Raw genomic sequence first — 15950 nt, forward strand, 5'->3', positions numbered from 1 at the left:
TAATATTGTTTTTATTAGCTACATTTTGTCTACAGATTACAGGATGTTCTAATAATATGGGTGCACTAAGGGAGAAGTCTAAAACTTCAACACTTGTGAAGTCTAAACGCATCAACAAAGGGTGGTACAAACATATGTAATAGTTTGTATCACCCTTTGTTGATGATAGAAGTTATAAGGCAAAATTAATTAGGTTGATAGTAGATATTTTCCATAAAGAAAAGACACCCATATCAGAGTGTCCTTTCTAATAGTTTTTTAGCAGAAGCAACTGCATCCGATAATGATTAATAGTATAAAGAGTACAACAAGTAAAGCAAATCCACCAGCAAAACCACAGCCTTCTCCGCAACTACCACCATAGCCCATAATAGTTTCTCCTTTAGGTAAGAGGATAAAACTAAGGTTCATTCGTGTATTTTAACGGGTTCACTTTACCTTATGTTTTTAAGAATGAATGGAGCAGGTTCTTTTTTATTTTATCGAAAGTAAACTTTTAGCCAGTAGTTTATTTTCATACTATTGATTTTTATGCGTATTTGGTGAAAAATCAAGGAGCTGCAAAAAAATACTATACCGAAATTTAGTTCGGTATAGTAACGTGCATATAAAAGATCCCACTTTGCTATATCCCCAAAAAGAGTCATAAAAATCTATGTTTTTTTAATTCAGTTGCAAACTACAAAACTTCTTTTTAAAGAAATGTATGTACATACAAATTATATTTTATTCCATAACTCTCTAACTTTTGTTCACGATAGTCTGATATTGAAAAATATAATATTTGGTACGACATCACTTTGTTTTTTTATAAAGTTTTGTAATTAAACTATAATATTGTATTTTTTTTGTATTATTGAAATTAGTAATAATAAAATGTATTATTGAAAAGCACAATTTATAATTCAAGTAATCAGGACTATGCGTCTATTATAATTTGAACATTCAGAAATTATAATATTGTCTAAAAATGAGGTGAGATTCATAGAAACAGTAAATATTAAATGGTATGGAATGTATAGTATAAATGATTTTTATAATAGGGAAGAAGCTTCTAAGAAGGGGATATTTGCAATCTCTAGAGTATGTGCTAAGAATGTAACATTGCTATATATAGGACAAACCAAAAGAAGCTTTATACAAAAGATAAGGGAACTTAATAAGGAGTGGCCTTTCGATGAGAGCGAATTAAAGATTACATTAGGAATAATAGAATTTCCTAGTGGTGAAATTTACTCTGAAAAGAAGGTAAAAGAGATAAAATCCCTTTTGATTTTACGACATACCCCATTAGAAAACGAAACATCTTTATTATACTATAGAGGGAAATTTAATTTAAAAATTATAAATAAGGGAAGAAGAGGTTTAATTGTTAAAAAGCTTTCTACAGGAGATCTAATGTGGACATAATCGGAATCACCTTTGAATAAAATTGAAGGTTTCTTAAGTGCGGAAGCTTATCAATTTTTAATGTATTAAACTATTTTGAATGACATATGTCAGATGCTTGAAAAAAATAAATTTTATTATGACATGAGATCCTGTAGGAAAGTGTAGTTTATTTCTATTATTTAATGAAATATTAAGAAAATTATAGAGATAATACATAAAGAGTAGAGGAGAAAGTAAACGCGGAGGTTTGAAGAATGGGACAAGTAAGTAGATTTCAAGAAAAACAACAGAATCGTCGTCAAAAGGCAATTTTTAATATTGCATTTACTTTAATATTAGTGACAGTTGGTATAGTGACATACCAGTTATTTACCGCTTCTAATACATCAAAGAAAGCAATTGCTCAAGAAAAGAAAGCAACAAAGATAGAAGAGAAGAAAACTGAAGATAAAGAAACAGCAAAGATAGAAGAGAAGAAAACTGAAGATAAAGAAACAGCAAAGATAGAAGAGAAGAAAACTGAAGATAAAGAAACAGCAAAGATAGAAGAGAAGAAAACTGAAGATAAAGAAGCAGCACAGCTAGAAGAGAAATCAAAAGCAGAAAAATCGGTAAAAACAAACGGAAATGAAAATAATGAGGAAGAAAAAGCGGCATCTCAAGAAAAGGGTTCTCAAACTAATCCTTCTTGGAAGCCAATTGGTACCGAGCAAGGAGCAAAACCTGAAATGAAATTTAAAGAAGGAACAGTAGATTGGAGTGAGATGAAAAAAGCAATTTCTTATGCTGTTGATGTTCCAGAGAGCCAATTGATTTTCGATTTTATTGGGAATAATGGTAATAATAAAGCCTACGGTAATGTACGAGATAAGCAAAATAATAAAAAATATAAGGTTAATATTGATTGGGTAGAAAATCAGGGGTGGAAACCAGCATCTGTTCAGGTGGTAAGATAAATAATAGAAATGTAATGATGTAAATCAGCTGTCCATATGGGCAGCTGATTATTTTTTTGCTTAGCTTATTTTAAAAAAAACGCTGGTGGTACCTCGTTGAGAAATATGAATCAAATCTATATTTTGTTTTATTTACCTCACTATTTTATCCATAACTTCTTTATATTTATGATAGTAATTAGTTTCAAATAAATATGGGGATAGTTGGACTAAACAAAATGTTCCTTATAAGTAGTAAGTATCTTTTGCGATTTTAATTTATAATTATTTATAAAAAAGAAAAGACACCCTAAGGTGCCTTCCTTCGACTTGAACCATCTTAATTTTAATAATATATTGGACTCCCATCCAAATATTATTTTACCATGTTAAGTTATTTTATTCATTGAGAAATATGTTTTAAATCTATATTTTTAAAAAATATATAGATTTGAACAATATGTATACGAGCCGCATATCAAAAAAAAGACACTCTCAAGAGTGCCTCTCCTTAGCAGCCGAATCCGCCGCCCCAACAGCTAGCGCCAACGATGATTAATAAGATGAAGAGCACAACAAGTAAGGCAAATCCGCCGCCGAAACCACAGCCTCCACCACAACTACCGCCATAGCCCATATTAACTCCTCCTTCCATAAAGACCATTTATTAATGGATTTAATTTAATTTATGTTTTTAAGGATGAATGGAGCAGGTCCTTAAAAAAATAAAAGGATTTTGGAAGTTAAAAAGAGTTGACGACCTTATTTTTGTCACCGGTATTTTGTCTTCTACATATTGTATTTTATTCTGTGTATTGGGGGAAGGAGGATCTTATGGCTAATTCTGAGATGATTTTACGTTTACTTACGGATTTAAAGATTGAACAACAATTGTTGAAAGAACAGTTAGAAAAAATGCAAACAGCTGTGACTATTCTTGAAGAAAAATCAGTGACGCTTAAAGAAAAACCAGCGACTCTTAAAGAAAAAACAATGACTCCTGAAGAAAAACCATCTGTTACAAAGCAAAGAGCTTTTTCTGGACGCCCAACATCTTTTCGTGATTGGAGAGCATCTAGTCAAAAAAATTAGGGAATGTTATGTGAAATGATAAGTAAAAAAGTACAGTCTGCTGTAGAAAAGACTGTACTTTTTTATGTCAGTAGAGAATGTTAAGGTAGACGTATTTATTTGGCCTATTCCACTTTTAATTGGAGTTCTTTATCTAACTTATCATTATTAATTTTTAAAGTTAATCCTTGCGTGTTTTTCGGTACATCAAATACAATGTTTCCTTCCGAACTTTCATTAGGATTAACAATATTAAATTTGAATGTGGAGATATTTGCAGCTTTAAGTACTGACTGATATTCATTGGAAATGTGATATTCTCTTCCAAATCCATCAATTAATTTAAAGTTGTTGATATCTAGTGTAATGGGTTCTTCTTTGTGATTATAAACTGCGATATCTAATACTTTAAAGACACCTTGTGCTTTAACTTCTCCAGTCCCTAGAACATCTAATGACTCGGCAGATCCCATTGACATGTATACATCAGAGGAATCTACATTGGTAGGAAGTTCTTTTTGCGGAACCTTACGATTAAGTTCGTTATTCTCTGTTTTTTTTGAAGTCTTTTGCTCGTTTTTCGCAGATGTATCATGTGAACTGCAAGCTGATACTCCAAACAAGAATGTGCTACATAATAATGATGTTAATAACTTTTTGTTCATCGTTTGTTTCTTCCTTCCAAAATAGAAGCACTTTTAATGAGTGCTATATATATTTATCTTTATATGTATTACATTTTATATCTTATTATATTGATTTTGGAAGGAAAAGGGAAAATATTGTGCATTTCTCTGATTCGAATTATTTATCTGTCTAAAAGTTGAAATTAAAATGAGCCCCATAAATGATAAACCATTCCACTAACAAAAAACACTAATCCTAAAAATAAAACAATTAAAGCAAGCACTCCATTTTTATTATGTTCCATAAAATTAGCTCCTTTTTCATTTACTTACATACAAAAGCCTCTAGTCGTAATTATAGCTAAAGACTTTAATCTTCATACTTTGTAGTTTATAAAAAAGTTGTACTTCTGTATTAATTTGGAATATGATTATTTAAAGAGAAGGTGATGAGTACATGCAGGAAACAAAACAATTCCCACTTATATCGGGAAATCTCTCATTAGATTTAGTAAATACAGAGTTAGTTAAGCGTGGACAACGTTATGATTTATTAATAACAGATGAAGATGTATTAGAATGGCTATATGTAATAAAGGTTAATCTTCCTTTTTTGAATGGAAAAACATTTATAGGGATTCAAGAGCGAATGAAGCTGGTTACATCTAGTATATTAGAAATAAGAAATATAATGAGAAAGCAGTTTGAGGCAATTGCTGATCAGCACGAAATTTCCAATGATTTTATTACGTATTTAGAAAAACAAATTGAGAAAGCACCGTTTACATATAAAATCATTGAACAGCAGCTAGTACCTATCCCGGTTGGAGAAATCGAGGATGTACTCACATCGTTAATTGCATTTGATGCTTTAACTTTAATAGTAGAAAATAAGCTTATTTCCCTTAAAAGGTGTTCAAACCCTGACTGTGTTTTATTATTTATAGATAAGAGTGGAAAACGAAAATGGTGTTCTATGAAAATATGTGGGAACCGGAAAAAGGTAGCAAAATTCCAGAATCGAAAATGTGAAGAAGTTTAGGGAATCAACTTATAACAGTTGATTCTTTTTTTGTATTCTTGAAATAACCCTTAAAATTAACGTTTACAGGTTAGTTATGTCAGGTTATAATTGTTGGTAAATAAAGGAGGAGAACGATGGATAATATAACAGCAACTAAGCAGAAAGATCCTCAACCAATAAGTGTACGATATTTTACAAAAATGAAAGGGAAAGGAAGAAGCCCATTACAAGTAAATGTAAAGGACTCTTTAACGGGACTACTAGGGGGATTTTTAACAATTCTTACCTTAACATATTTAACGAGCATAACCTCTACAGAATTATTAATGGCTCCATTTGGGGCGAGTTGTGTATTAGCGTTTGGAGTTTGGAATGCGCCATTATCTCAGCCGCGTAATATTATTGGAGGACATTTGATTTCAACTTTCATCGGTCTATCAATATATCATTTGTTTGGGAATGAATATTGGACAATTGCTTTAGCGGTGGGGATGGCAATAGCCGTTATGATGTTAACGAGAACGACGCACCCTCCAGCAGGCGCCGATCCGATTATCGTTATTTTAGGGGCAAATAGTTGGAGTTATTTAGTAACACCAGTTTTAATTGGCTCCGTTGTTATTGTAGTTATTGCTTTATTCATTAATAATATGAGTAGTAAAAGAAATTATCCAACTTTTTGGATGTAGTTTGTGAAGTGAAAAATAATTTAAGTGAGTATTCTATTCTTACTATGTTTTCATTTCACATACATTTTAGTTTACAAAGAAAAGACACCCATATAAGAGTGTCTTTTCCAATAGTTTTTTAGCAGAAGCAAGAAGCTCCAACGATGATTAATAAAATAAACAATACAACTAATAGTGCAAATCCTCCAGAAAAACCGCAGCTTCCACCGCAACTACCGCCAAATCCCATAATAGTTCCTCCTTTAATAAGAGGGGAAAACAAAGGGTCACTCGTGTTTTTTAACGGATTCCATTTACTTTATGTTTTGAAGTATAAACATGAGCGGGTCCTTTTGAAAATAAAAAAGACACCTTGAGGTGCCTTTTGTCCAATGTAATTTCATTAATATTCGTTAGCATAAAACTCTTTTATTAATTTTATTTCATTTGTATCTGGATTAAACTTAAATATTTTAATTTGATTAGATTCGTCTTTGTATGCAAATGTATTCTCACCAACTTGGGTCATATTGCTCGTGTTTACGATAGGTTCACTACCGTGATCAGTGATTTCCACAGTTTTCTCACGATCCCAGAATGCAATGACAATAATCAAAACGATAAGACATACACGTATAAAACGTAATTCTCTTGCAACAGGATGTTCCATCTGTTAGTCTCCTTTACTGTTTGATAGATTCTGTTTATAAAAGAGATAATTCCTAGGAATAGAATATAAATAAAAAAGACACTTTAAAAAGTGTCTTTTTTATTTTAGTTATGCGCATTACTTAATAAGACGCTAGTTCCTCAGTCTGGCTATGAGTAACTATGTAGGGTGATTTCATTATAACATTTTAACCAGTAATGGGTCTATATGGAATTTATTTGATTTTAATTTTGATTATTCATAACTATTTGTTAAGTGTTTAGATGAAGGAACTAAGCTTGTTTTAGAAGAGTATTTAGATGAACTTGATATAGGTGCTATGTCTTATACATTGGTCTTGCGGCAATACAACTGGAGAAAGGGGAGGTTTGCATTAATCGAGCGAGGGGAAAATCGTGAGCTTTGGGAAGAAGCTGATGTAGAAGATTATGAAGAGAGAAAGTTTTACATACATTAAAAGCACAGCTGATAAAGTGTAGAGTTATATTTCCCTTTACACGAACATAACGGTATAATATAGTTAAGTTAAGTAAACTTAACTATTAAGTGAAACGAAATAAAAGCATGGAGGATGCTATGACTAGAACGTATAAAGAAGTAATTAATGAAATGAATCGAGCCTATACGGAACTCTATATTTTACTATTTCAAGATTTAAAGGATGAGTTCGGTCTTACTGGGCAGCAAGAGAGCATGTTATTTCATATTCATTTAAATGAAAACACGACAGCAAATAACATTGCGAGTACGTTTAATATAACGAAAAGTGCTGTGAGCCAAGTTTTATCGAAATTGGAAAAACAACAGATGATTTCAAAACAAGTAAACCTTAATAATAAAAGGGAGTATTTTCTTACACTTGGTCCAAAAGGTAGTAAGTATATAGAGCGGTTGTCTGAGTTAGATGATGTATTAATTGAGAAATACTTTTCCAAAATCGATATAAATGCCCTAGAGCAAATGACCGATACGTTAACGAAAATAAATAAAGTGATATTGGAAGAAAAGCAGAAGGATATTGATTGTAATGAGTAAGAAGCAAGATGAAACAATTAGTAGAAAGGAGGGGAAGCATGTGATGAGTTACATACCGAATATGATTACGATAGCAAATTTTGTGTGTGGGCTTTTGGCTATTCACGCTGTTTTCGTTCACGATATTTATTTGGGAGCAGTTTTTATTATTACGGGTATGTTGTTTGACCTTTTTGATGGCATGGTCGCTCGGAAACTTGATTCTGTTTCGGAAATAGGCGGAGAGCTAGACTCATTTGCGGATTTAGTTACTTTTGGTGTGGCACCGTCTATTCTTGCATATAGTGCTTCGTTAAAAGATTTACAGTCTATCGGGATGATATGTGCCCTCGCGTATAGTATTTGTGGAATGCTTCGGCTTGCGAGGTTTAACACACGGCAAAGCAAACTCCCAACATTCATCGGAATGCCCATTCCATTTGCGGCGATGTGTATCCTCATTTTATGCCGCCTAAATAATCCAGTTTCCGTGGCATTTGGTACATGCGTACTCGCTTATTTAATGGTGAGCAAAATCAAATTTCCTCATTTTAAAAAAGATATAGCTGAAAGCTTGAAGCCTGAAAGATTGGATTGATGATACGGAACTACAATGAGAAAGATAAAGGAGAATAACATGATTCGTATGGCACTAAGATCGTTCAACATACAAATGTATTGTTTGCTAGGCGTAATGTTATTGGGATGGTTGATGACACCTTTTTCAGCCCAGTTTGTAGGGATAAGTATTGGCCTTTTGGTGAGTATGTACTGCGCCTGGATTTTAGGAAGGCGTATTGAAAAGTTCGGAGATAGCATTGTAAAAAAAGAAAAAGCACCGATGCTCGGAATGATGAATCGGTTCGCAGCCGCAATACTAGGTGCAATTATTATGTATGAAATAGAACACCATGAATTCATGTGGACATTTACTGCTGGAATCATGGGGGGATATTTCTTGGTTATTATTAATTTGGGGTATTACAGTATGAGGGATGCGGAGGAATAAAGAAAAGACACCCTAAGGTGCCTTCCTTCGACTTGAACCATTTTCATTTAATACGAATCTATCCGTATTACCCCTTTGTTATAAATGTAAACACACCCTATAAAACAGAATCATCTATATACACCAGATTGTTAGTTCATAAAATACAAGAAATTTGAGATTAGTATCGGAGTAACGCCACATCCCCTAAAATGATTGATATGTTACGCCTATCAAAAGAATCTGCTTTATAGAACGTGTCCACAGTTTATATTTTACTATATTTAATATTCATTAAGTGTATTTTTTGTTAATATGTATAATTACATAAAGTTGAAGGCGAAAGAGAGTATGCTTTCGTATTGTGTAATGAAGAAAAAACACTTTAAGGTGCCTTCTTTCGATTGGAATCATCTTAATTGTATTGCGTCGTTATCATATAAGAAAAAAGACATCAATTAAGATGTCCTTTTTTCTTTGTAAAATTGGTGTTAAGAAGGTATAACCTATGAATAATATAACAATCATCGAGTAAGTTTATTATAGCAGCGATAAATAGGGTTTTTATATGTAATATTACATATATATAGATTTATTTATGTTTTATTTGTATATTTTAATTGTCTGTTCCTTGTTTTAATTCGTTTAGTTATATTATTTTTTGAGTGCTCCAGCAATGGAGCCTTTTTTTAGTATTCTATTTTGATGATGTTCCATAAGATTAGCACCTTTTAAAGCTGTTTTTATATAAAAAGCCTTTAACTTGTAATTATAGCTATAGGCTCTAAGTGTCATACTTTATAGTTTATAAAATCTTATAAGAAGAATAACCAGTATTTTATATAGAATTTATCCCGCTATTTGCCGGGCTGCCTGTAAACGCCCAAGTGGTGAGAGCTGATTAAAGTTTCACTTTATAATGTTTTTTATCCAATTTGGAATTGAAAATGTACTAGCTTGATAATGAAGCTAGGTTATTAGAAGTGAAAAATTTTAGTTTTATTATAATTAATAGAAATGAAAGTAGTGTAAATATAAATCCACTCCAAATAAGTTGATGAATACCTAAGTTTGAAATGAACCAGCCTCCAATAGTTGTTCCTAGAGTAATTCCGAGATTTGAGAATGAAACGAATAGGCTATTACCAAATTCGGGTGCTTCTCTTGCTTCACTTATTAACCATGTTTGACCAACAATTAATCCACCAGCATGCACGATTCCCCAAATGAATACCATAAAAATCATTGGAACAAGATAAGAACCTAAATAATAAACCAATATGTAAACAATAGAATATAAAATAGGGAACGATATTACTGTATTTACTATGCTTCTTTGCAAGAGACTACCAAATAAATGATTGCCTAAAATCATAACTATACCAAATATGAATAGCATGATACTGATGAGAGATCCATTCATGGAAGTTACTTTTGCAAGGTACTCGGCGAAGTAGCTGTATACGGAAAACATAGCTGCAAAAAGGAATGTGATGGTTAAAATATTTAACCATAATCCTGGTTTGCCGAGTATACGAATTTGTTTGCCGAAAGACATTTTTTCTTTAACGGGCATAGAAGGAAGTGAGATTAGCATTCCAATGAATGCAAGGGCGTTAATAAGCGCTCCGAATAAGAAAGCAATTTCTAATGAAAATTGATCTGCAAGGTAAGAGGTTAATGGTACACCTAGTGCAAAGCCAACCGTAATTCCCATGAAAACTTTTGTAACCGCTTGACCACTCTTTTCAGGAGGGGCAAGTTTAGCAGCTGTTACAAGAGCGATTGAAAAGAAGAGTGGGTGAAGTGCTGCTGGTAAAATACGAAAAACAAGCATGATTTCAAATTGTATTGTATAAGCGTAGATTATATTTGAAATAACAAAAACAAAGATGACTGTTAATAAAATTATTTTGCGATTAATACTAGAAATGAGCAGAATTAAAAACGGACCAGAAATAGCAACGACTAGTGCGAATATACTTACTAAAAATCCTGCTTGTGCAGTTGAAATGCCAAATTTCTGAGTGATTTGTGGTAATACGCCGACAATACCCATCTCGGTAGTAATAATTCCAAACACCCCTATTGCTAGTGTAAGAATAAGTAAAGGACTTACTTTTTTCATTTGTAAAACTCTCCATTCTTATTATTATTTTGAAAGTAAAATCGATTTATTAACAAAGAAATGAGCATGATTGGATGTCAATAGTATTAGAATTATGTAATGTTAAGTACAAAGACAGATATCTAAATAACTAGATATGATATGTTAAAAAAATGCTCCTTTCTATGTTTCTTACTTTTATAGGTAGCGAAGTTTTAAAAAGAATGTATTGGACAGCTATATAAAAGTAGAATGTGTGAAAGCAAATAATCAATTGGTAGGTTGATTATTTGCTTTCATTTTATAATTCGTTTTGAACGTATTCAGAAAACTCTCGTATTGTTTTTTCATTTCGGCGATAGTAGGTCCATTTTCCAATTCGGTCAGATTGTAGTAAACCTGCTTTTTTCATAGTTAATAAATAACTAGAAATAACCGATTGGGCTAAGCCAGTTTTAAGCTGGATATCTCCTACGCACACTCCAACTTGAAAACTAAGGCCTTGCTCTAGATAAGCTTTTTCATCGAAATGGTTTTCTGGATTTTTCAACCATGATAAAATTTGACATCTTGTTTCATTTGACAATGCTTTATAAATTAATAAAGGTTCCATAAGGATATTATATCTATTTTTATAGATTTGTAAATGGGTTTGTGTGATTTTAAGGGAAGAAGGTATAGTTGATCCCCTCGAATAGGAACAGGGTGCTCTTGATCTGTACCTTTTGTAAAGGACATTCTAAAAAAAGTTAGGCAACCTAAAAAAGATGATTTCTGTATGCAAACAGGAGTCATTTTCTTTAAATTCTATTGATAGCAAGAGTGATTATAGTACGTCATATATTTCTTAATTTCATGTGTTAACTGAACAAACGATTCACATGAGTTTATATATGCTGCATCGGTTAAAGTATTACAGGCAAAAATGATAGTATTGTTAGGTTTAAGCATGTTGTTGCCTAGCTATCAATGGCGGATTCCTAAGAAGAGTAATAATAAAACCCAACTGAAGATTTAAGAAAAATTTTATGTTTATCCCACTCTTTATTTTAAAAGTTTTTCCTATCCTATAAATGACTTACATCATGAAGGAGACTAAAAAAGACAAAGTCATAGATGAAAATGTAAAGTTAGGGGATTCTACATGCATACAGGAGTTTTGAATAGTTATTTGTATACGTATTTTTTTACTATAATTTTTTGTATTGTGTTTCAAATTGGATTTTATTTTAAAGCGAAAAACAATATATCTATTCGGCATTTTTTATGGGTGTATGTTTTTCTATTCTACCTTTCGCTAGTGTATAAGGTAACGCAAATCGCGACTGTATGGGATATAAGTAGATATGAAACGTGGATTCGTGTAAGTCAAATCAACTTGACTCTATTTGATACGGTAGGTAGTACTACGTATCTTTTGAACATTGTACTGTTTATGCCGTTAGGTTTTTTATTACCGACTATTTGGCCGCAGTTTAGAAAGATAAAAAACACCGTATGCGCGGGATTCTTTTTTTCATTGGCAATTGAGTTAAATCAATTACTAAATAATAGAATTACAGATATTGATGATTTATTTACGAATACCCTTGGGGCAATTATTGGGTATGTCTTATATAAAGTATTATATACAGCGTTATTTAAATTGATATTGAAAAGAGAGGAAAAAAAGCTTGATACAAACTCGTCTCTAGTCATAAAATACGAGGCTGTTTTTTGTTTAGTGTGTTCATTTGTAGGTGCGATGTTCATTTATTATCCAGCTTTATTTGGAAGACCTGTAATCATTCAGTGAGGTGAGTATGAATTTCTTTTGAACGCTCGAGCGATATTTCAATTTGTAAAAAGCCTTTAACTTGTTATAGTTAAAGGCTTTTATCATCATAATTTTTACTTACCAATTACCCACTCTAACATCCGCCTTCAACCACTTCACCCAATCCAAATCCTCTACCTTAAGCAAACTGAGAGAAACACCCTTCATATCTAAAGAAGTCAACAGCGTACCAACCTTTACGAACTCCACATGTAATCCTTCCAGTTCACACAAACGGCGAATGTCATTCGCGAAAATATATTGTTCCATTAATGGTGTCGCGCCGAGTCCATTAATGAGGATAGCGAAATTGTCTCCTTTTCTCCAGCGATAAATGCTTTTTAGTTTGTTCATCAGTTCGATCGCTAATATTTCAGAAGAGGATAGCGCTTCTTTACGGTAACCTTTTTCGCCATGGATGCCGACGCCGTAAAACACTTCATCATTGTTTAATGTGAATGAAGCTTTTCCTTTTACTGGATCGTTGGCAGGGGAAAGGGCAACTCCTAATGTGTGTAAGTTTTCAGTAATAGAACGGCCGAGTGCTGTTAGTTCTTCTAAAGAATGTCCTTCAAGAGCGGCCGCACCAATTATTTTTTGAACGAAAACAGTGCCAGCTACGCCGCGTCTTCTTTTATTAAAAGAAGCATCATCTTCAATTGAAACGTCGTCATTTACGATGATGTGGTCAATTTTTCTTCCTTCTTCTTTAGCAATTTGCTTTGCCGTTAGAAAGTTTTCAACGTCATCTTTAAAGTTTTTAATGATGAATAAAATATTTTTATCTTTCGGCATGAGGCGAGTTGCCGCCACAATTTGTTCCACTGTAGGCGGAGTGAAGATGCTTCCGTTTACTGCTGCCGTAAGCATTCCTTTTCCTACATAGCCAATATCAGCGGGTTCATGCCCGCTACCACCGCCGCTTATTATAGCAACGTTTTGCTTCAGTTTTTCAATATCTTTTACATAAATGATGTTATTTGTTTCGTCGTAATTTACTTTGTCGTTATGTTCAAAATAAAAGCCATGCATCATATCTTGAACAATATTTTGTACATCATTCATAATCTTTTTCATTGCTTTTGCCACCCTTTAATTACTTTGCTGACTGCTCCAGTAATAGTAGTAATTGATTGTTTATCATATTTTTCATGAGAGAAGACATAATGGATGGATTTACTTCGCACTTGCTTTCAATCCAATCTTTTATCGTTCCAACGAAGCCGTGACTATAAAAGGAGGCAATCGTATTTTTCGTTTCAATAGAAAGAGTTAAGCCACAGTTCACGGATAGTTCATCAATAATCTTCATATATAAGTTTTTCGTGTGCTCAAATAAATAGTGATTAAACGAGTTTTGTTCAATGACTTTAAAAGCATTTCGGTAAAATTTTTGATTTTCGTAAAAGTAATCAAATAATAAATCGAAAATATTTTCCCATGTTTCATAATCGAGAAAGTCGATAATGTTTTCTTTCGTTTCTTCTCTATAAATCCAGCTTAATAGTTCAAATTTATCTTTAAAATGATAATAAAAAGTTTGCCTACGCATTTGACAGTGTAACATAATATCGCTCACTGATATTTTATGAAACGACTCTGTTTCCATTAAATATTTCAATGAGTTCGCGATTATTTTTTTAGAAATTATAGAAGAGGTCATCTGAATCATCCCTAGAATGTTAGTAATATAAAAATCCTATCTATAAATGAGAGCGGTGTCTTTAGACAGATTGTCCATTTTGTCCGTTTACTATAAAACGCTTTCATTTTAACATGAGTAGTAAGAAGAAGATTTCAAATATATCACAATATATTAAAGGAATTGAGGGATAATCACAATGAAAAAGATTATAAACAAACCAGAAACATTAGTAATGGAAATGTGTAACGGAATGGTTATGGCTCACTCAGAGCTTGAACTTTTGAAAAAATATAAAGTTATTAAGAAGAAAGAAATGAACGAAAACAAAGTAACGTTAATTAGTGGCGGCGGTAGTGGCCATGAGCCGGCACATGCAGGATTAGTCGGAAAAGGAATGTTAGATGCGGCGGTGTGCGGAGATGTGTTTGCGTCACCTTCACAAATTCAGGTGTATCAAGCGATTAAAGAGACAGCTAGTAAAAAAGGAACGTTATTAATTATTAAAAATTACAGCGGCGATATTATGAATTTCAAAAACGGAGCTCATTTAGCGACGGAAGATGGAATTGAAGTCGACTACGTAAAAGTGGATGATGATATTGCGGTAGAAGATAGCCTATATACAGTAGGACGCCGCGGCGTTGCGGGAGTTATTCTCGTTCATAAAATTGCCGGCGCAGCAGCGGAAGAAGGTATGGATTTAGGAGCGGTGAAAGCTGTAGCGGAAAAAGCAGCGGCTAACGTGCGCACAATCGGTTTAGCGTTAACTTCTTGTACAGTTCCAGCGAGCGGATCACCTACTTTCACACTTGCGGAAGATGAAATGGAATACGGCGTAGGTATTCACGGCGAACCAGGAATTAAGCGTGAAAAAATGCTGTCAGCAGATGAACTAGCTAACCGTATGACAAATGATCTTGTAAAAGATTTAGGAGTAAAAGATGGCGAGGAAATCGCACTTCTAGTTAACGGTTTTGGCGGAACACCACTGCAAGAACTTTACTTATTTAACAACGCAGTGACGAGAGAATTAGCTGCTAGAAACATTAAAATCAATAGAGTATTCGTCGGTAACTATATGACAAGTATCGATATGGCTGGCATGTCTTTAACAGTGATGAAGTTAGATGATGAGTTAAAAACATTACTATCAAAAGAGTGTAATACACCAGCGTTTAAAGTAGATGGGTCAGTTGAAAGTGTAGAGTACGTGAATGTACTTGAAGAGAAAGAAGAGAAGGAAGTTTCCTTTGAAATAGAAACAGCGGAAGAGCATGCTGTGATTAAGGATAATGTTATTACATTAAACAACATGATTTATCTCGTTGATAAAATGAGCGACGTTATTATTAAAAACGAAGTACCGTTCTGTGAGTTAGATACACACGCAGGTGACGGCGACTTCGGAATGAGTGTGGCAAAAGGATTTAAGCAATTAAAACGTGAGTGGCATTCTATTGTAGATCAAGAGAACGTAACGATTGGGTCATTCCTTGACGGTTGTTCAATGATTATTATGGAACATTGCGGCGGCGCATCTGGTCCAATTTGGGGTGGTGCATTCCGCGCAGCTAGCAAAGCAGCAGGCGAAAAACGTGAGCTAACAGTGAAAGAATTCGCTGAAATGTTGCAAGCAGCACTTCAAGGTATACAATCTATCGGAGAAAGATCATTTGGTAGAGGAGCGGTAGTTGGTGACAAAACACTTGTTGACGCGCTTGCTCCATGTGTAGATTCTTGGTTAGATAGCGCTTCAAACGAAGAAGACATGAAAACTGCTTTTGAAAAAGGAGCAGAAGCAGCAGTTAAAGGAGCGGAGTATACGAAAGAAATCGTAGCTCGCATGGGCCGCGCCGGTACAGTTGGTGAAAGAAGTTTAGGATATCCTGATGCAGGTGCACATGCGCTTGGAGTTATCTTTACGGAGATTGCTGGTAGTTTGAGATAGTAATTAGAAAGTCCCTCTGCCTTAAGGTGGAGGGATTTTTCTATAA

At 33.4% G+C, this 15950-nt stretch carries 19 protein-coding genes and 2 pseudogenes; 11 read left to right on the top strand and 10 right to left on the bottom strand.

The window, feature by feature from the left end:
- Window positions 1–258: 258 nt before the first annotated feature.
- Window positions 259–369 carry a YjcZ family sporulation protein gene (locus BCG9842_RS29245; protein ID WP_000540371.1) on the bottom strand — a complete coding sequence of 37 codons (111 nt, stop codon included), beginning with the start codon at window positions 367–369 and terminating at the stop codon, window positions 259–261.
- 606 nt (window positions 370–975) lie between these two features.
- Between BCG9842_RS29245 and BCG9842_RS04735 the strand changes: the two genes are divergently transcribed.
- Both BCG9842_RS04735 and BCG9842_RS04740 read left to right on the top strand, forming a co-directional pair.
- Window positions 976–1410: a hypothetical protein gene (locus BCG9842_RS04735; RefSeq protein ID WP_002162905.1), complete on the top strand. Its 435-nt coding sequence runs from the start codon at window positions 976–978 to the stop codon at window positions 1408–1410.
- Between the two features lie 236 nt (window positions 1411–1646).
- Window positions 1647–2348, top strand: coding sequence for a YrrS family protein (locus BCG9842_RS04740; protein ID WP_000532017.1), 702 nt, complete (start codon window positions 1647–1649; stop codon window positions 2346–2348).
- Between the two features lie 490 nt (window positions 2349–2838).
- Here the strand turns inward: BCG9842_RS04740 and BCG9842_RS04745 are convergent, their stop codons facing one another.
- Window positions 2839–2964: a YjcZ family sporulation protein gene (locus tag BCG9842_RS04745; RefSeq protein WP_000540377.1), complete on the bottom strand. Its 126-nt coding sequence runs from the start codon at window positions 2962–2964 to the stop codon at window positions 2839–2841.
- A gap of 197 nt (window positions 2965–3161) precedes the next feature.
- On the opposite strand from BCG9842_RS04745, the gene BCG9842_RS04750 reads away from it, so the two are divergent.
- Entirely contained in the window at window positions 3162–3419 is a 258-nt protein-coding gene (locus tag BCG9842_RS04750; protein WP_000013694.1) for a hypothetical protein, read from the top strand.
- Window positions 3420–3523: 104 nt separating this feature from the next.
- Here the strand turns inward: BCG9842_RS04750 and BCG9842_RS04755 are convergent, their stop codons facing one another.
- Window positions 3524–4063, bottom strand: coding sequence for a DUF4352 domain-containing protein (locus tag BCG9842_RS04755; protein ID WP_001035632.1), 540 nt, complete (start codon window positions 4061–4063; stop codon window positions 3524–3526).
- Window positions 4064–4481: 418 nt separating this feature from the next.
- Between BCG9842_RS04755 and BCG9842_RS04760 the strand changes: the two genes are divergently transcribed.
- Together BCG9842_RS04760 and BCG9842_RS04765 are read left to right on the top strand one after the other, a co-directional pair.
- Window positions 4482–5066: a CGNR zinc finger domain-containing protein gene (locus tag BCG9842_RS04760; protein WP_001158427.1), complete on the top strand. Its 585-nt coding sequence runs from the start codon at window positions 4482–4484 to the stop codon at window positions 5064–5066.
- A gap of 116 nt (window positions 5067–5182) precedes the next feature.
- Window positions 5183–5737 (top strand): HPP family protein, encoded by a 555-nt coding sequence (locus BCG9842_RS04765; protein WP_000368843.1) that lies wholly within the window; start codon window positions 5183–5185, stop codon window positions 5735–5737.
- Between the two features lie 118 nt (window positions 5738–5855).
- Here the strand turns inward: BCG9842_RS04765 and BCG9842_RS29255 are convergent, their stop codons facing one another.
- Both BCG9842_RS29255 and BCG9842_RS04770 read right to left on the bottom strand, forming a co-directional pair.
- Window positions 5856–5966, bottom strand: a complete 111-nt coding sequence (locus BCG9842_RS29255; protein WP_000505686.1) for a YjcZ family sporulation protein — start codon at window positions 5964–5966, stop codon at window positions 5856–5858.
- A 153-nt stretch (window positions 5967–6119) separates the two neighbouring features.
- Window positions 6120–6386 (bottom strand): YmzC family protein, encoded by a 267-nt coding sequence (locus BCG9842_RS04770; RefSeq protein ID WP_000400973.1) that lies wholly within the window; start codon window positions 6384–6386, stop codon window positions 6120–6122.
- A 247-nt stretch (window positions 6387–6633) separates the two neighbouring features.
- Between BCG9842_RS04770 and BCG9842_RS31545 the strand changes: the two are divergent.
- The 4 genes and pseudogenes from BCG9842_RS31545 to BCG9842_RS04785 form a co-directional block, all read left to right on the top strand.
- Window positions 6634–6893: pseudogene (locus tag BCG9842_RS31545) on the top strand (hypothetical protein); the annotation flags it as partial.
- A 69-nt stretch (window positions 6894–6962) separates the two neighbouring features.
- A complete protein-coding gene (locus BCG9842_RS04775) occupies window positions 6963–7421 on the top strand; it encodes a MarR family winged helix-turn-helix transcriptional regulator (protein ID WP_000198949.1) in 459 nt (152 codons plus the stop codon).
- Complete coding sequence (gene pssA, locus BCG9842_RS04780) at window positions 7414–7998, top strand: CDP-diacylglycerol--serine O-phosphatidyltransferase (protein ID WP_000038933.1); 585 nt, start codon at window positions 7414–7416, stop codon at window positions 7996–7998. The genes BCG9842_RS04775 and pssA overlap by 8 nt, the downstream gene beginning before the upstream one ends.
- Window positions 7999–8037: 39 nt before the next feature.
- Complete coding sequence (locus BCG9842_RS04785; RefSeq protein WP_000620600.1) at window positions 8038–8409, top strand: ATP synthase subunit I; 372 nt, start codon at window positions 8038–8040, stop codon at window positions 8407–8409.
- A 931-nt stretch (window positions 8410–9340) separates the two neighbouring features.
- On the opposite strand, the gene BCG9842_RS04790 is transcribed toward BCG9842_RS04785, so the two are convergent.
- From BCG9842_RS04790 to BCG9842_RS31550, 3 genes and pseudogenes are all read right to left on the bottom strand, one after another.
- Window positions 9341–10516, bottom strand: coding sequence for an MFS transporter (locus tag BCG9842_RS04790; protein WP_000757910.1), 1176 nt, complete (start codon window positions 10514–10516; stop codon window positions 9341–9343).
- A gap of 280 nt (window positions 10517–10796) precedes the next feature.
- The gene (locus BCG9842_RS04795) at window positions 10797–11108 is read right to left on the bottom strand and encodes an ArsR/SmtB family transcription factor (RefSeq protein ID WP_000433538.1); all 312 of its coding nucleotides are present in this window, start codon (window positions 11106–11108) and stop codon (window positions 10797–10799) included.
- A gap of 194 nt (window positions 11109–11302) precedes the next feature.
- Window positions 11303–11404, bottom strand: a pseudogene (locus BCG9842_RS31550) (TetR family transcriptional regulator); the annotation flags it as partial.
- Between the two features lie 235 nt (window positions 11405–11639).
- Here BCG9842_RS31550 and BCG9842_RS04800 point away from each other — a divergent pair.
- Entirely contained in the window at window positions 11640–12290 is a 651-nt protein-coding gene (locus BCG9842_RS04800) for a VanZ family protein (protein ID WP_000556877.1), read from the top strand.
- Between the two features lie 99 nt (window positions 12291–12389).
- On the opposite strand, the gene dhaQ is transcribed toward BCG9842_RS04800, so the two are convergent.
- Together dhaQ and dhaS are read right to left on the bottom strand one after the other, a co-directional pair.
- On the bottom strand, window positions 12390–13388 hold the full coding sequence (gene dhaQ, locus BCG9842_RS04805) for a DhaKLM operon coactivator DhaQ (RefSeq protein WP_000723390.1): 999 nt from the start codon (window positions 13386–13388) through the stop codon (window positions 12390–12392).
- 19 nt (window positions 13389–13407) lie between these two features.
- Window positions 13408–13974 carry a dihydroxyacetone kinase transcriptional activator DhaS gene (dhaS, locus tag BCG9842_RS04810; RefSeq protein WP_000204218.1) on the bottom strand — a complete coding sequence of 189 codons (567 nt, stop codon included), beginning with the start codon at window positions 13972–13974 and terminating at the stop codon, window positions 13408–13410.
- A gap of 178 nt (window positions 13975–14152) precedes the next feature.
- Here dhaS and dhaK point away from each other — a divergent pair, with 178 nt between their 5' ends.
- Window positions 14153–15904 (top strand): dihydroxyacetone kinase subunit DhaK, encoded by a 1752-nt coding sequence (dhaK, locus tag BCG9842_RS29265; protein ID WP_000720770.1) that lies wholly within the window; start codon window positions 14153–14155, stop codon window positions 15902–15904.
- Window positions 15905–15950 lie beyond the last annotated feature (46 nt).

Source organism: Bacillus cereus G9842 (genome assembly GCF_000021305.1).
GTDB lineage: Bacteria > Bacillota > Bacilli > Bacillales > Bacillaceae_G > Bacillus_A > Bacillus_A thuringiensis_S.

Bases quoted from the DNA above. Each gene is read 5' to 3' on its own strand.
- BCG9842_RS29245 (WP_000540371.1), bottom strand. From the start codon at position 369: ATGGGCTATGGTGGTAGTTGCGGAGAAGGCTGTGGTTTTGCTGGTGGA.
- BCG9842_RS04740 (WP_000532017.1), top strand. From the start codon at position 1,647: ATGGGACAAGTAAGTAGATTTCAAGAAAAACAACAGAATCGTCGTCAA.
- BCG9842_RS04745 (WP_000540377.1), bottom strand. From the start codon at position 2,964: ATGGGCTATGGCGGTAGTTGTGGTGGAGGCTGTGGTTTCGGCGGCGGA.
- BCG9842_RS04750 (WP_000013694.1), top strand. From the start codon at position 3,162: ATGGCTAATTCTGAGATGATTTTACGTTTACTTACGGATTTAAAGATT.
- BCG9842_RS04755 (WP_001035632.1), bottom strand. From the start codon at position 4,063: ATGAACAAAAAGTTATTAACATCATTATTATGTAGCACATTCTTGTTT.
- BCG9842_RS04760 (WP_001158427.1), top strand. From the start codon at position 4,482: ATGCAGGAAACAAAACAATTCCCACTTATATCGGGAAATCTCTCATTA.
- BCG9842_RS04765 (WP_000368843.1), top strand. From the start codon at position 5,183: ATGGATAATATAACAGCAACTAAGCAGAAAGATCCTCAACCAATAAGT.
- BCG9842_RS29255 (WP_000505686.1), bottom strand. From the start codon at position 5,966: ATGGGATTTGGCGGTAGTTGCGGTGGAAGCTGCGGTTTTTCTGGAGGA.
- BCG9842_RS04770 (WP_000400973.1), bottom strand. From the start codon at position 6,386: ATGGAACATCCTGTTGCAAGAGAATTACGTTTTATACGTGTATGTCTT.
- BCG9842_RS04775 (WP_000198949.1), top strand. From the start codon at position 6,963: ATGACTAGAACGTATAAAGAAGTAATTAATGAAATGAATCGAGCCTAT.
- pssA (WP_000038933.1), top strand. From the start codon at position 7,414: ATGAGTAAGAAGCAAGATGAAACAATTAGTAGAAAGGAGGGGAAGCAT.
- BCG9842_RS04785 (WP_000620600.1), top strand. From the start codon at position 8,038: ATGATTCGTATGGCACTAAGATCGTTCAACATACAAATGTATTGTTTG.
- BCG9842_RS04790 (WP_000757910.1), bottom strand. From the start codon at position 10,516: ATGAAAAAAGTAAGTCCTTTACTTATTCTTACACTAGCAATAGGGGTG.
- BCG9842_RS04795 (WP_000433538.1), bottom strand. From the start codon at position 11,108: ATGGAACCTTTATTAATTTATAAAGCATTGTCAAATGAAACAAGATGT.
- BCG9842_RS04800 (WP_000556877.1), top strand. From the start codon at position 11,640: ATGCATACAGGAGTTTTGAATAGTTATTTGTATACGTATTTTTTTACT.
- dhaQ (WP_000723390.1), bottom strand. From the start codon at position 13,388: ATGAAAAAGATTATGAATGATGTACAAAATATTGTTCAAGATATGATG.
- dhaS (WP_000204218.1), bottom strand. From the start codon at position 13,974: ATGACCTCTTCTATAATTTCTAAAAAAATAATCGCGAACTCATTGAAA.
- dhaK (WP_000720770.1), top strand. From the start codon at position 14,153: ATGAAAAAGATTATAAACAAACCAGAAACATTAGTAATGGAAATGTGT.